The 14,167-nt window shown below is 63.2% G+C and carries 13 protein-coding genes; 8 read left to right on the top strand and 5 right to left on the bottom strand.

Annotated features, from left to right (window positions below; translation table 11 throughout):
• Positions 1 to 32: 32 nt before the first annotated feature.
• Positions 33 to 1,400, bottom strand: coding sequence for an Nramp family divalent metal transporter (locus EJ066_RS00335; RefSeq protein ID WP_126034293.1), 1,368 nt, complete (start codon positions 1,398 to 1,400; stop codon positions 33 to 35).
• A gap of 242 nt (positions 1,401 to 1,642) precedes the next feature.
• On the opposite strand from EJ066_RS00335, the gene mntR reads away from it, so the two are divergent.
• The 4 genes from mntR to EJ066_RS00315 all read left to right on the top strand — a co-directional run bounded on the left by mntR (position 1,643) and on the right by EJ066_RS00315 (position 5,071).
• Positions 1,643 to 2,098 (top strand): manganese-binding transcriptional regulator MntR, encoded by a 456-nt coding sequence (gene mntR / locus EJ066_RS00330; protein ID WP_189644408.1) that lies wholly within the window; start codon positions 1,643 to 1,645, stop codon positions 2,096 to 2,098.
• 96 nt (positions 2,099 to 2,194) lie between these two features.
• Positions 2,195 to 2,383: a hypothetical protein gene (locus EJ066_RS00325; protein WP_126034291.1), complete on the top strand. Its 189-nt coding sequence runs from the start codon at positions 2,195 to 2,197 to the stop codon at positions 2,381 to 2,383.
• A 312-nt stretch (positions 2,384 to 2,695) separates the two neighbouring features.
• Positions 2,696 to 3,634, top strand: coding sequence for a neutral zinc metallopeptidase (locus EJ066_RS00320; protein ID WP_126034290.1), 939 nt, complete (start codon positions 2,696 to 2,698; stop codon positions 3,632 to 3,634).
• A 189-nt stretch (positions 3,635 to 3,823) separates the two neighbouring features.
• The gene (locus EJ066_RS00315; RefSeq protein ID WP_126034289.1) at positions 3,824 to 5,071 is read left to right on the top strand and encodes a TCR/Tet family MFS transporter; all 1,248 of its coding nucleotides are present in this window, start codon (positions 3,824 to 3,826) and stop codon (positions 5,069 to 5,071) included.
• A gap of 7 nt (positions 5,072 to 5,078) precedes the next feature.
• Here the strand turns inward: EJ066_RS00315 and carA are convergent, their stop codons facing one another.
• Positions 5,079 to 6,284 carry a glutamine-hydrolyzing carbamoyl-phosphate synthase small subunit gene (gene carA, locus EJ066_RS00310; protein WP_126034288.1) on the bottom strand — a complete coding sequence of 402 codons (1,206 nt, stop codon included), beginning with the start codon at positions 6,282 to 6,284 and terminating at the stop codon, positions 5,079 to 5,081.
• Positions 6,285 to 6,564: 280 nt separating this feature from the next.
• Between carA and EJ066_RS00305 the strand changes: the two genes are divergently transcribed.
• Together EJ066_RS00305 and EJ066_RS00300 are read left to right on the top strand one after the other, a co-directional pair.
• On the top strand, positions 6,565 to 7,014 hold the full coding sequence (locus EJ066_RS00305; protein WP_126034287.1) for a GatB/YqeY domain-containing protein: 450 nt from the start codon (positions 6,565 to 6,567) through the stop codon (positions 7,012 to 7,014).
• A 50-nt stretch (positions 7,015 to 7,064) separates the two neighbouring features.
• Positions 7,065 to 7,622 carry a GNAT family N-acetyltransferase gene (locus EJ066_RS00300; RefSeq protein WP_126034286.1) on the top strand — a complete coding sequence of 186 codons (558 nt, stop codon included), beginning with the start codon at positions 7,065 to 7,067 and terminating at the stop codon, positions 7,620 to 7,622.
• 9 nt (positions 7,623 to 7,631) lie between these two features.
• On the opposite strand, the gene EJ066_RS00295 is transcribed toward EJ066_RS00300, so the two are convergent.
• The 3 genes from EJ066_RS00295 to EJ066_RS00285 form a co-directional block, all read right to left on the bottom strand.
• Positions 7,632 to 8,813 (bottom strand): MFS transporter, encoded by a 1,182-nt coding sequence (locus EJ066_RS00295; RefSeq protein WP_126034285.1) that lies wholly within the window; start codon positions 8,811 to 8,813, stop codon positions 7,632 to 7,634.
• Positions 8,814 to 8,944: 131 nt separating this feature from the next.
• Complete coding sequence (locus tag EJ066_RS00290; protein ID WP_126034284.1) at positions 8,945 to 9,157, bottom strand: DUF2061 domain-containing protein; 213 nt, start codon at positions 9,155 to 9,157, stop codon at positions 8,945 to 8,947.
• A gap of 150 nt (positions 9,158 to 9,307) precedes the next feature.
• Positions 9,308 to 10,972 carry a Na/Pi cotransporter family protein gene (locus EJ066_RS00285; protein WP_126034283.1) on the bottom strand — a complete coding sequence of 555 codons (1,665 nt, stop codon included), beginning with the start codon at positions 10,970 to 10,972 and terminating at the stop codon, positions 9,308 to 9,310.
• A gap of 388 nt (positions 10,973 to 11,360) precedes the next feature.
• Here EJ066_RS00285 and EJ066_RS00280 point away from each other — a divergent pair, with 388 nt between their 5' ends.
• Both EJ066_RS00280 and dnaG read left to right on the top strand, forming a co-directional pair.
• A complete protein-coding gene (locus EJ066_RS00280; RefSeq protein ID WP_126034282.1) occupies positions 11,361 to 11,729 on the top strand; it encodes an RcnB family protein in 369 nt (122 codons plus the stop codon).
• A gap of 158 nt (positions 11,730 to 11,887) precedes the next feature.
• Positions 11,888 to 13,846 carry a DNA primase gene (dnaG, locus tag EJ066_RS00275; RefSeq protein ID WP_126034281.1) on the top strand — a complete coding sequence of 653 codons (1,959 nt, stop codon included), beginning with the start codon at positions 11,888 to 11,890 and terminating at the stop codon, positions 13,844 to 13,846.
• Positions 13,847 to 14,167 lie beyond the last annotated feature (321 nt).

Raw genomic sequence — 14,167 nt, 5'->3', positions numbered from 1 at the left:
CACGATTTGTCCTCGATGCACGAGAGAATCCCTCAGCCGAAGCCGACGACGGTGTCGTAAAGCAGTTTGAAGTTGAGCACCAGGATGAGGGCGGCGACCGCCCAGGCCAGCACGGCGACGCCCCGGGGGATGGCCAGATTGCCCATCTTGCGCTTGTCGGAGACGAACTGCACCAGCGGCACCACCGCGAAGGGGAGCTGCATCGACAGGATCACCTGGCTGAAGACGAGGAGCTGGCCGGTTCCCTTCTCGCCATAGAGCGCGGTGACGATCACCACCGGGACGATGGCGATGCCGCGCGTCAGCAGGCGGCGCGCCCATTGCGGGATGCGCAGGCGCAAAAAACCCTCCATGACGATCTGTCCGGCGAGCGTCGCCGTCACCGTGGAATTCAGGCCGGAGGCAAGCAGCGCCACCGCAAACAGGGTCGAAGCGATGCCGAGGCCGAGCAGCGGCGACAGAAGCTCGAAGGCTTGGCCGATCTCGGCGACGTCCTGATGGCCGGTGCCGTGGAAGGCCACCGCCGAGACGATCAGGATGGAGGCGTTGACGAACAGCGCCAGTATCAAGGCGATGGTCGAGTCGGTGGTTGCCCATTTGATGGCGTCGCGCTTGCCTTTGTCGGTGCGTTCATAGGCGCGGGTCTGCACGATCGAGGAGTGCAGATAGAGATTGTGCGGCATCACGGTGGCGCCGATGATGCCGATGGCGATGTAGAGCATCGCCGGGTTGGTGACGATCTCCGACGACGGCACGAACATGGAATGCAGGATCGAGCCGACCGGCGGTGCGGCGGCAAAGATCTGGATGGCGAAGCAGCCGAAGATGATGATCAAAAGCGCGATGATGAAGGCTTCGAGGAAACGGAAACCCTTGTTCATCAGGAGAAGCAGCAGGAAGGCATCGAGGGCGGTGATGACGGCGCCGCCGACCAGCGGAATGCCGAACAGCAGTTGCAGGGCAATCGCCGTGCCGATGACCTCGGCCAGATCGCAGGCGATGATGGCCAGCTCACAAGCGATCCACAGCATGAAATTGACCGGTCGCGGATAATAGGCACGGCAGGCTTGGGCGAGGTCGCGTCCGGTGGCGATGCCGAGCCTGGCGGCGAGCGCCTGCAGCAGGATCGCCATCAGGTTCGACAGCATGATGATGAAGAGCAGCGTGTAGCCGAACTGGGCGCCGCCGGCGAGGTCGGTCGCCCAATTACCGGGGTCCATGTAGCCGACCGACACCATATAGCCCGGCCCCATGAAGGCGAACAGCCTGCGAAACCAGACCCCGGACTGCGGCACCGCGATCGAGGCGTTGACCTCGCGCAAGCTTGGCTGCTCGTCGTCTTCCGGCCGGGCAAATCGCCACATGGTTCGGGATGCTGCTGCGGCTTCGGCTTCTGACATGGGGGATTTTCCGCTGGATCGGCTAAGCTGCCACTCTATCTAGGTCAGGGTTGAACATTATGCAATATGCTATATTTCATTGTTTGTGCTTCTAAGTGACGCCTCTTGTTGGCGAGGCGCGGGTGAATCGGAAACGCTGGTTGCGCCTGCCGTCGAATGCAAATAAACGGCCAGAAGAATAGAAGCCCGTGCTATGAATGATAAATGCCGGCCCATCCGCGAAAGTCGAGGAGGAGCGCGTATTGGCGCTGAAGAACAGACCGGTCCCACGCGAAAAGCCGCTGCTTGATGCTGAAATTCACTCTGAGGGGTTCAGGCAGACGCGCGAAGCGCGCCGCAGTGCGCTGGTCGAGGACTATGTCGAGCTCATCGCCGACCTGATCGAGGACGGCAACGAGGCACGCCAGGTCGACATCGCGGCGCGCCTCGGCGTCGCCCAGCCGACCGTAGCCAAGATGCTGACGCGGTTGTGCGCGGATGGGCTCGTTTCCAGGAAACCCTACCGTGGCGTGTTTCTGACCGATGCCGGCCGCAAGGTCGCGGAAGAGAGCCGCATTCGCCATCAGACGGTGGAAGCCTTCCTGCGCTCGCTCGGCGTCAGCGCCGAGACGGCGCGTATCGACGCCGAGGGCATCGAGCACCATGTTAGCGCCGAGACGCTTGAAGCGTTTCGCAAGGCGATGACGGCGACACGCTAAGCCTACCACCATTGTCGACAGTCCTGCCGGAACCGCCGCGTTGCCGCTGCGTTTGAGATCGTGCCACGCGATTGGCGCGAGGCCGAGGAGGATATAATGGGCGTTGAACAGGCACCGACAGCGAAGGGCAAGCAAGCGGCAAAGGGATTAAAGCAAGCCGCGGCGAAGGATGAGCGCAAGACGGAAGCGGATACCGGCCGTCCGCTCAAAAAGGGCGCGGCCCGCTTCGACGAGCGCTCGAAAAGCTCGGACGGCAAGAGCGCCGGCGCCAAGCAGAAGATCTGAGCGTAGCCGCCAAGAGCCAGAAGGGAGCAGACAGAGTGTCCGCGGGCAGCGTGGCGTCCGGCATTCAACTGGCCGATAGTAGGGCTCGCTGCACGGTCGCGCTTCATGGTTACGCTCGGATTACGCCGAGAACTACGATGTTGCGATCGACCTGCCCCTCTGCCCAGCGTGCCCTGACGGCTGCAACGCGGCGGAGCCCCCTTCATGCGAAAAATACTGTGACTTGGCGCAACCATTGAGATAATTGTTTGTTGGGTCGGACCGGGCCACGGGATTGGCGGGTTGCCGATACATGCACCACGAGGATTTGCCATGCTCTGGAAGGGTCGTCGTCAGAGTGACAATGTCGAGGACGAACGCGGCCAGAGTGGTGGGTTCAACCTGCCGGGCGGCCGGCCCGGCCAATTCCGCATCCCTATTGGCGGCCGCTCCGGCGGCGGAATGTCGCTGTCGACCATCGTCATTCTCGTGGTCCTTTATTTCGGGCTGAAGGCGTTCGGCATCGACCCGCTGCAGATCCTGGCCGGCGGCGATGGCGGCTTGGTGCCGGGCGGTGGCGGTCAGATCACCGACAACAGCGGCGGGCAGGGCGGCGGCACCGGTGCGCCGGCCTCCGACGAGATGAAGCAGTTCGTCTCGACGGTCCTGGCCGAGACGGAGGACACCTGGACCGGCATTTTCCAGGCCGAGGGCCTGACCTATGAAGATCCGAAGCTGGTCCTGTTCAGCGGGCAGATCCGCTCGGCCTGCGGCTCCACCTCGTCTGCGGCAGGACCTTTCTACTGTCCCGGCGACCGCAAGGTCTATCTCGACACCACCTTCTTCCAGCAACTCGATCAGCAATTCGGCGCCTCGGGCGATTTCGCCCAAGCCTATGTGATCGCACATGAGGTCGGCCACCATGTGCAGAACCTCACCGGCATTTTGCCCAAGTTCAACCAGATGCGGCAGCAGATGGGTGAGGCCGACGCCAACCATATGTCGGTGCAGGTCGAACTTCAGGCCGACTGCTTCGCCGGCGTCTGGGCGCATTTCACCGGGCAAAAAGGCATCCTGGAGCAGGGCGACATGGAAGAGGCGCTGAACGCCGCCCAGCAGATCGGCGACGACACGCTGCAGAAGAGGATGCAGGGCTATGTCGTGCCGGAGAGCTTCAATCACGGCACCTCGCAGCAGCGGCAGACATGGCTGGCGCGTGGCTACAGGAGCGGCAAGCTTTCGGATTGCGATACCTTCAACACCCCGATCTGAGGTTTTACGACTTTCCTGTCGAACGACCGTCGAAGCGCTGGCGGCGATGCAGGATATCTCCGCATCGCTGTCGACAGTTGATGTCAGGATGAAGATCCTCAGCGTGTTCTCTTATTGTTCCGTGCGGCTGACTCACCTATAACAAACCTTCCGCCTTCGCTTGAGGCGGCTCCAGGAGTCGATACCGTCATGATCGAAGCCAAAACCGCCAGGCGGGGCCTTGCGCTTGTTTTCACCACGCTGCTGCTCGACATCACCGGCATCGGCATCATCATGCCGGTGCTGCCGGCCTATCTCAGGGAGTTGACCGGCGTCGGTGTCAGCGAAGCGGCGATCGAGGGAGGCTGGCTGTTCTTCGTCTACGCGGCCTTGCAGTTCCTGTTCGCGCCGCTGGTCGGCAATCTCAGCGACCGCTTCGGGCGCCGCCCGATCCTGCTGGCCTCGGTGCTGACCTTCGCCATCGACAATCTGATCTGCGCGGTGGCTTGGTCCTATTCGGTCCTGTTCATCGGCCGGGTGCTGGCCGGCATCAGCGGCGCCAGCTACTCGACCGCGTCCGCCTTCATCGCCGATGTCAGCACCGACGAGAACCGGGCGAAGAATTTCGGCCTGCTCGGCATCGCCTTCGGTGTCGGCTTCATCATCGGCCCGGTGCTGGGCGGGTTGCTCGGCGAATTCGGGCCGCGCGTACCGTTCTGGGGCGCGGCGGTGCTTGCTCTCATCAACTTCATCGTCGGCTGGTTCTTCCTGCCGGAAACGCTGGAGCAGCACCACCGGCGCCGGTTCGAGTGGCGCCGCGCCAATCCTCTCGGCGCCTTGAAGCAGATGCGCAATTACAAGGGGATCGGCTGGATCGGGCTGGTGTTCTTCCTGATGACGCTCGGCCATATGATGTACCCTGCCGTCTGGTCGTTTGTCGGCAGTTACCGCTACGGCTGGAGCGAACAGCAGATCGGCCTTTCGCTCGGCGTCTTCGGCCTTGGTGGGGCCCTGGTGATGGGTTTTGTCCTGCCGCGTGTCATTCCACGGCTCGGCGAATGGCGGACCGCCGCCATCGGTCTGACTTTTACCGCGCTCGCCGCCTTCGGCTATGCCGCGGCATGGAAGGGCTGGATGATCTATGCGGTGATCGTGGCGACCTGCCTCGAGGCGCTTGCCGACCCGCCGCTGCGGAGTCTGGCGGCGGCCAAGGTGCCGCCCTCCGCGCAAGGCGAATTGCAAGGCGCGATGACGAGCGTTTTTTCGATCACCAGCATCATCACGCCGCTGCTCTATACCGGAATTTTCGCATGGTTCACCGGACCGAGTGCGCCAGTGGTGTTCGGCGGCGCGCCCTTCGTTCTCGGCGGCATCTTTCTCGCTCTGTCACTGATCGCATTCGTGCTCAGGGTCGAAAGACCGGCCGCGCTGAAGGAGGTCACTGCGGCAACGGCGTGAACCTGAATCAGGCGCGCTCCGCCAGCGCCGGCTCACCGCGCTTTTCACGGATCAGATTGACGAAGCGGCGGAACAGATAGTGCGAATCCTGCGGCCCGGGTGAGGCTTCGGGATGGTGCTGGACCGAGAACACCGGCCTGCCGGTCAGCGCTATGCCGCAATTCGAGCCGTCGAACAGCGAGACATGGGTTTCCTCGACGCCCGCGGGCAGCGAGTCGGCATCGACGGCAAAGCCATGATTCATCGAGACGATCTCGACCTTGCCGGTGGTGTGATCCTTGACCGGATGGTTGGCGCCGTGATGGCCCTGATGCATCTTTGCGGTCTTGCCGCCCAGCGCCAGCGCCAGCATCTGGTGGCCGAGGCAGATGCCAAAGACCGGGATGTCGGTCTTCAGCAGGTCCTGGATGACCGGAACGGCATAATCGCCGGTGGCTTCAGGGTCGCCGGGACCGTTGGAGAGAAAGATGCCGTCTGGCCGCATGGCGAGGATCTCCTCGGCGCCGGTGCTGGCCGGCACCACGGTGACCTTGGCGCCAAGACCGGCAAGCAGGCGCAATATGTTGCGCTTGACGCCGTAGTCGATGGCGACGACATGCATGGACGGATCGATCTGTTCGCCAAAGCCCTCGTCCCAGACCCAGGGCGTCTCGCGCCAGACCGAGGACTGGCCGGACGTGACGTCCTTGGCGAGGTCAAGCCCGATCAGGCCGGACCAGGCGGCGGCGCGGCGCTTTAGATCGTCGAGGTCGAAAATGCCGTCGGGCGCGTGCGCGATGACGGCGTTGGGCATGCCCTTTTCACGGATCAGCGCGGTCAGAGCGCGGGTGTCGATGCCTGAAAGCGCTACGATGCCGCGTTTCTTCAGCCATTGGTCGAGACCAGCCGCGGCGCGATAGCTGGACGGGTTGGTGACATCGGCCTTGAACACGGCGCCGACGGCGCCGGCGCGGGCGACCGGGTTGAGGTCCTCGATGTCCTCGTCATTGGTGCCGATATTGCCGATATGCGGAAAGGTGAAGGTGACGATCTGGCCGGCATAGGATGGGTCGGTGAGGATTTCCTGATAGCCTGTCAGTGCGGTGTTGAAGCAGACTTCGGCGACGGCGGAGCCGGTGGCACCAAGGCCGCGGCCCTCGATGACGGTGCCGTCGGCCAGCACCAGCAAGGCGGTCGGCTTCTCGGTAGCCCAAGGGGCGGTCATCATTGCCATGGCGGCACTCCTAATAGGCTGCGACCTTCAACCGGTCCGGCGGACCACTCTGCGCAGCAAACCGCGCGCAGCAGCGATTTCGCAGCCAGCGCGCGCAACAAAAATTCAGCTCATGCAAGGCCCAGTACATAGGATAAGGTGCCAGAGCGGTCAATGAGGCCATGCCGTACGGCATGGATTTATTTCATTGAACGATATCAGGCATTTGCCGGTCAGTACTGGATTTGCCTTGAGCTCTGGGCAAGGCTATTGTCCGCGCCGGATCGAAGGAGAAAGCATCATGCGCGGCAAAATCGCCGAATCCCTGAAGAGCGCGATGAAGGCACAGGACAAGCGCCGGCTGCCGACATTGCGGCTGATCCAGGCGGCCATTCACGATCGCGACATCGCCAATCGCGGCGCCGGCAAGGAGCCGGCCAGCGACGACGAGATCCTGCAGATCCTGGCCAAGATGGTGAAGCAGCGCGAGGAGTCGGCCAAGGCTTTCGACGACGGCAAGCGGCCGGAGCTTGCCGCGCAGGAGCGCGACGAGATGGCCATCATCCGCGACTTCCTGCCGACGCAGCTCGACGATGCGGCGGTGACGGCGGCGGCGCGCGAGGCGATCACGGCGACGGGCGCTGCCAGCCAGAAGGACATGGGCAAGGTGATCGCCGCGCTCAAGCAGAAATATGCCGGCCAGATGGATTTCGGCAAGGCCAGCGGCATCGTCAAGGGCCTGTTGCAGTAGGGTTATTTGCCGCTAGCCGGCCTTGTGGATTGGGCAGCGGAGCATGGCCCATGGTCGAAATCGTCAAGCCGGCACTTGAACATCTGTGGTCCTACAAGGCCGCACTGGAGCGTGGCTGGTCGCCGGACAAGGTGCGGCTTGATGAAGCGACGCGCGAGCAGCTCGCGGCCATCGAGGAGGATCCGGTGGCCTTCCTGGCCAGCCTTGATGATCCCCTGGCAAAGGGGCCGCCGATCATCTTGCCCGACGGCAGGAAAGTGCCGCGGCTGCCAGGCTTCCGGCACTGGATATGGGACGGCGAAGTGTCGGTCTCGATCGGCTTTCGCTGGCAACCGGGCACGGCCGAACTGCCGCCGCATGTGCTTGGGCATATCGGCTATGCCGTGGTGCCGTGGAAGCGGCGGCGCGGTTATGCTACGGAGGCGCTGCGGCTGATGCTCGCCGAGGCGAGGGCGGTCGGCTTGCCCTATGTCGAAATCACCGCCAAGCTGGGCAATCCGGCATCGCATAAGGTGATCCTCGCCAATGGCGGCAGACTGGTCGGACGCTTCTTCGAGGATGCCGCCTATGGCGGGGCGGAAAGCCTGCGCTTCCGGATCGAATTGTAAGCCCTGACCTTATTCCGCCGCCGCCGGCAGTGGCGGTGCAGCCCTGCTGTGCCACTCCCGGATATGCGAGGCGAGCGCCACCGCTACGGCGACCAGCATGGCGATCGCGCCAACCACCGGCAGGCTGCGATAGCCATAACCGGCGTTGAGCATGGCAGCGCCGAGCGAGGCGGCCAGCGCGATGCCGACATTGAAGCCGGAGGGTATGAGCGACGAGGCAAGGTTGGATGCATCCGCCGTCCAGGTCAGGATACGGGTCTGGATCGGCGTGCCGATAGCAAAGCTGAGGCCACCCCAGACGATGATCGCCACGACCATCGGCACCGGGTATGGGCTGACCGCGTAAATGACGGCAAGCGTCACAGCCTGCATGAAAAGCATGGTGATGAGCGACGGCATCAGCTTCCAGTCGGCGAGCCGCCCGCCGAGAAAGACGCCAATCGTCGCGCCGACACCGTTGAGCAGGAGCACCCAGGGCACGAGACCCTCGTCGAGGCCGGTGATTTCGAGCAGCGTCGGCGTGATGTAGGTGAAGAGGCCGAACTGGCCGATCATCAGCATCAGCATGAGGATCAGCGACGTCCAGACCTGCTGGCGCGCGAGCACGCGAACCTCGCTGCCGAGACTGACGGGCCGGCGCGACGATCCCGTCCTGCGCGGCAGCAGGGCGGCCATGGCGGCGATGGAAACCACACCAAGCGCGCACATCACCCAGAATGTCGCACGCCACCCCCATATTGTGCCGATCGCCGTGCCGGCCGGCACGCCGATGACATTGGAGACCGTGAGACCCGACAGGATGAGCGCAACGGCCATTCCACGCTGGTCCTGGCGGACCAGGCCGACCGCCACCACCATGGCGACGCCGAAATAGGCGCCGTGCGCCACGGCCACCGCGATCCGCAACAGCAACATGGAGGCGAAGTCGGGTGCAAGCGCGCAAGCGGCCTGGCCGATGGTGAAGGCAAGGCCAAGGCCAAGCAGCAAGGCCTTGCGGGAAAGCGTCTTGGTGGCGAGCGTCAACAGCGGTCCGCCGATCGCGATGCCGCCGGCGTAGCCGGAGACGAGGTAGCCGGCAGTCGGGATGGAGACGCCAAGGCCGTCCGCCACCTGCGGCAGCACGCCGGCGATGACGAACTCGGTGGTGCCGAATGCGAACGCAGCGATGAACAGGGCGATCAGGGGAAGCATGGCGCGGGAAGGCGATCCTTGAATGAGATGGCCTCAAATCACGAACAAAGGCCGCGGGCAATCCAGAAATTGTCGACGCCGCTTTAGGTTTTCTTGTCGGTTCAGCCAGGCTCCGGCGGCATGCCGTAAGGCTAGACGGTCATCTTCCTTCTCCCATAAGGGATTTTCAACCACGCCCGTTCGTGAAGATAATAGAGCAGCGACTTGGTGATGACCTCGGTCAGGCCGATGGCCGCAGCGAGCTTGATGCTGCCTGTCACGACGAGCGAAATGATTATCGTGTCGATGGTGCCGGTGACGCGCCAGGAAAGCGCCTTGGCGAAGCTGCGCGAATGGGTATCCATCGACTATCCTCCCGGTGGACCTAGCCCGATCCATAGCCGACAGGCGGGAGGCGGAGCAAAGACTAATTTTCCCGTTTTGGCTCGAAGGGCAGAAGCGGGTTCCAAGCCGACGTTCCCAGCAGCAATTTTTCGGCTTGCCGGCCCAACAGCCTATCCGGCCTTCAGCCGCGAGCCGGTGAGCAGGCCGCGTTCCTCAAGCACGGGATAGGCCATCGAGGCGAGCAGCGAGTTGATCTGCTTCAAGTCGCGGATGGTGTCGAGATGGATGCTGCTGGTCTCGACGCTCTTGGCAGTGCCGTCGCGCAGTCGCACGAAATGGCTGGCGCTGGTCTCCTTCTCGCGGTCGCGCAGCCGGTCCTTTTCCAATACCAGCTGGCGGGCGGTCTCCGGATCGCGCGAGACCAGCACGTTGAAGGCAAGCCGTGCGCTGGCGAGCACCGAGGCGTGGAAGGCGCAAAGCTCGCGCCAGCCTTCGGGCGTGAATTCCAGCCCGCGCTCGAGCTTCTTCCTGACATGCACAAGCATGTTGCGCACGATGATGTCGCCAACCTGCTCGAGCTTGACGCAGGCGCCGATCAGCTCCTGGCAGCGCAGCGCCTCGTCCTCGCTCAGCGGGTTCCTGGTGACCTTGGCCAGATAGAGCTTTATCGCCGCATGCTTCTTGTCGACGCGGTCGTCGAGCGCGGCCAGTGCCTTGATCTTGTCGGCGTCGGCGCTCTCATAGAGCTCGATGATGCGCTTCAGCATGATTTCGACCGTCTCGCAGACCCGCACCACCTCCCGGGTTGCGTTGGCCAGCGCCTGGCTCGGCACGTCGAGGGCGCTGTCGTTGAGCGCGGACAGCTCGACGACGTCGAGCGACTCGGCCGGCGCCGGTTTGGTGCCGATCGCCACGATCTTCTTCGAAGCGCTGTAGACGAGACCAGCCAGTGGCAGGCCTGCAACCAGGATCAGGATGTTGAAGAGGATATGCGCGTTGACGATCTGGTCGGGCACGGTGGCGCCGAGAAAGGCGATCGGCGGCTTGAGCCACAGGAACAGGATCAGCATGGTGAGCGAGCCCACGCCGCGCATCAGGAGATTGCCGATCGGCACGACACGCACGCCCGGCTCCGCATTGCGGGTGAGCAGCGGCGCGATGATCGACGAGCCGAGATTGACGCCAAGCACCAGCACGATGCCGAGTTCGGGCGGGATGAAGCCGCGGCCGGCCAGCGTCACCATCAGCAGCACCGCGGCGATCGAGGAATGGAACAGCCAGGTGACCAGCGCCGCCAGGAGATAGGCTGTGACCGGATCGCCGGAGAAGTAGTTGACGATGACCGGCATCAGCTTGCTCTGGCGCAGCGGCTCCGACGCCTGGCCGATCATTTCCAGCGACAACACAAGCAGGCCGACGCCGACCAGGATACGGCCGAACTGGCGCCAGTCGCGCCGTTCGGTGGCCATGAACATGACGGTGCCGGCGACAAGACAGACCGGCACCAGCAGCGACAGATCGAAGGTCAGCAGCTTGACCACCAATGCCGAGCCGATCTCGGCGCCGCGCACGGCAAGCTGGCCCGACATGCCGCTGACGATGCCGGCGCCAGCGAACGAGCCGACCAGCAGCGTGACAGCGGTGGAGCTTTGCAGCGCGATCGCCAGGCCACAGCCAGCCAGAACCGCCATGAAAGGATTGCGCATGGTGGCGCGCAGCTTGTGGCGCAGCACATCGCCATAGGCACGCTCGACACCTGTCTTCACCAGGCGGGTGGCAAACAGCATCAGCGCCACCGCGCCGGCAAGATGCAGCAAAACGACCGAACCGCTCATATCAGGCTCGCAGCCAAACAGGCGCCAGCGATGCAGGCACCGTGGCGGCAAAGGGACAAAAGAGGGCGCGAATCATGGACATTGCAAAGGTCGATATTACTCCGATTACTTTTAGCCGGATAATAAATTTTACCCAATTCCGGCGGCTGTTGGCACGCGACAGGGCGTGTCGGAAATGGATGGATCGCAAAATGGTTGCATTGCCGGCAGGCTTCAGGATGGCCACGCCGTCAAGCGTAGGCGACACCTTTAGATCCTGTTTGAGGGGAGTGTTGAATTAGCAACCTAAATATAAGAAATCATTACAAAAACGTAATCTGCGTGTTCAGTTTCAGTTCATTCTTCGAGCTCTATTGCTTGGGCATCGACAACCAAGGAGTTCCCCGTCATGAAACGCATCGTTCTTTCCGCAGTCGCCCTCTCGATGCTGGCTGCCACGTCCCTGCAGGGCCAGGCAGCGCCGCTGAACGCGCCGAGCGCGCCACAGTCGACCTACAGCCAGGTTGATTGGCAAAAGCCCGGTAAGCATGTCGTGGTGAAGAAGAAGGTCGTGGTGAAGAAGAAGGTCGTGAGGAAGAGCCACTGGCGGCATGGCCAGAAATATTCCAGCTGGAAGCGCCACCGGCCGATCCGCGACTACCGCCACTATGGCCTGCATCGTCCGGGCCGTGGGCAGGAATGGATCCGCGTCGGCAACGACTATCTCCTGGTCAGCGTCGTCTCCGGCATCATCTTCGGCGCGATCGCCGCGCACTGAGCCTCGCAACCGTCGACCGGCACTGCGCCGGACACATGAGGAAGGCGGCCCGCAACGGCCGCCTTCTTTTTGCCCTGTGAAAACCGGGTATGGTTCCGCATTAGGAGTCGTCGGCTTTCGCCGGCGTGATTATATGGAGGGCAAACGAGCCGTTCCCGATGCGCTTTCCACCTGCCTTCCTCGACGAGATACGCGACCGCGTGCCGATTTCATCGGTGATCGGCCAGCGCGTCGCGTGGGACAGGAAGAAGACCAACGCGCCGCGCGGCGACTATTGGGCGTGCTGTCCTTTCCATGGCGAGAAGAGCCCGTCCTTCCATTGCGAGGACAAGAAGGGCCGCTACCATTGTTTCGGCTGCTCGGTTTCGGGCGATCATTTCAAGTTCTTGACCGAACTCGACGGGATGAGTTTTCCCGAAGCCGTCGAGACGATCGCCGACATGGCCGGCGTGCCGATGCCGGTTCGCGATGCCCAGGAGGAACGGCGCGAAAAGGAACGCGCCAGCCTGACCGAAATCATGGAAATGGCGGCCACCTTCTTCCAGGAGCGGCTGCAGGGACCGGAAGGCGCAAAAGCCCGCGCGTATCTGCGCGACCGAGGGCTGACGCCGGCGACGCAGCAGTCATTCCGGCTCGGCTATGCACCGGACAGCCGCAACGCGCTGAAGGAGTACCTTGCCGCCAAGGGTGTCGGCAAGGCCGATATCGAGGCATGCGGGCTGGTGCGCCATGGCGACGACGTTCCGGTTTCCTACGACTGGTTCCGTGATCGCATCATGTTCCCGATCCCAGATTCCAGAGGCAAGATCATCGCCTTTGGCGGGCGGGCGCTGGCAGCCGATGCACTCGCCAAATACATGAATTCGCCCGACACGGAGCTCTTCCATAAGGGCAATGTGCTCTACAATTTCGCGCGTGCCCGCAAGGGGCTGGCCAAGGGCGGCACGGTCATCGCCGTCGAAGGTTATATGGACGTGATCGCGCTGGCACAGGCCGGTTTCGAGAATGTCGTGGCGCCGCTCGGCACCGCGCTGACCGAAAACCAGCTCGAACTTCTGTGGCGTATGGCCGGCGAGCCGATCTTATGCTTCGACGGCGACCAGGCCGGACTGAAGGCGGCATGGCGCGCCGCCGACATGGCGCTGCCGGCGGTTCAGGCAGGCCGCTCGGTGCGCTTTGCCCTGCTGCCCGAAGGCAAGGATCCCGACGATCTGGTCAAGGCCGACGGGCCAGACGCGTTTCGCGCCGTGCTTTCAGAAGCGCGGCCGCTCGCCGACCTTTTGTGGATGCGCGAAACGGCCGGCGGTGTCTTCGACACGCCAGAGCGGCGGGCGGAACTGGAAAAGACGCTGCGCGAACTGACCAGCCGCATCCGCGACGAGAGCCTGCGCTATCACTACAGCCAGGAAATGCGCGAGCGGGTGCTGAGCTTTTTCGGCGCCCAGCATGGGCGCCATGGTTATCAAGGGGGGCGTCAAGACAGGCAGCCCGGCGAGCGCTTCCAGGGCAAGGGCTCAGCTCCCGGCGGGCGGTTCGCGCGCAGCGGCAGTGCCGGCGGGCGCACCGCGATCACCGAAAGCCTCGGCCGTTCGGCGCTGGTCAAGCGCGGCGGCGAGGGGATGTCGGTGCGCGAGGCGACGATCATCGCAGCCCTCGTCAACCATCCGGCGCTGATCGACGAGAATTTCGCGCATGTCGAGTTTCTTGACCTTGCCAACTCCGATCTGAAGCGACTGCACGCAGCTATTCTCGACGCGATGGCACATGACATGGCCAACGACCGCAACGCGGTGATCGCGATGATCGAACGGGCCGGCTGCGGCGAAATCTGGGCGCGCGCGGTGGCGCTGATCAAGCGGGCGCGGCAATGGCCGGCGCTGGAAACAGCCGGGCTTGACGACGCCCGCGACGCCTTCAGCCAGGCGCTCCACTTGCAGCGCAGCGCGCGCACCTTACATAAGGAGCTGAAACAGGCGGAAGCGGCGCTCGCCAGTGATCCCACGGACGAAAACTACCGGCATCTCGTCGAGATACAGGCGCAATTTCGTGATGTGCAAGCAACGGAAGCGCTGATCGAAGGGTTTGGCGTGTCTTCGGGCAGGGCTGGGCGCGTATAGGTTGAAGCCTGCATCGGAGTGAAAGTGTAAGAATGTGCTTGCGCGTCGAATCGGCCGCGCGGCGCCTTAAGTCGGGTAATTGATTCGCTTTTTTCATGCGAATCATGCGAGAGGCGCTTGACCTTCTGGCAGAATGACGGAATCAGGACGATTCGAAACGTTAACCCGCGCCGGCGTCGACGGGAAATGCAGCGATGTGAAATACCGGTCACTGGACAGGCAGTCAGCCTGCCACAGATACCAGGGTTAATCTGGACTTAACGAGAGATGCAGTTACTGGCCCGGGGGAAGCGCGTTCTAGAGCGAGCGCATCTGATTTAA

Origin of the sequence: Mesorhizobium sp. M9A.F.Ca.ET.002.03.1.2, assembly GCF_003952365.1 — a bacterium.
Lineage (GTDB): Bacteria > Pseudomonadota > Alphaproteobacteria > Rhizobiales > Rhizobiaceae > Mesorhizobium.
The sequence above is the reverse complement of the archived record's forward strand: the minus strand, read 5'-3'. Positions and strand labels throughout refer to the sequence as shown.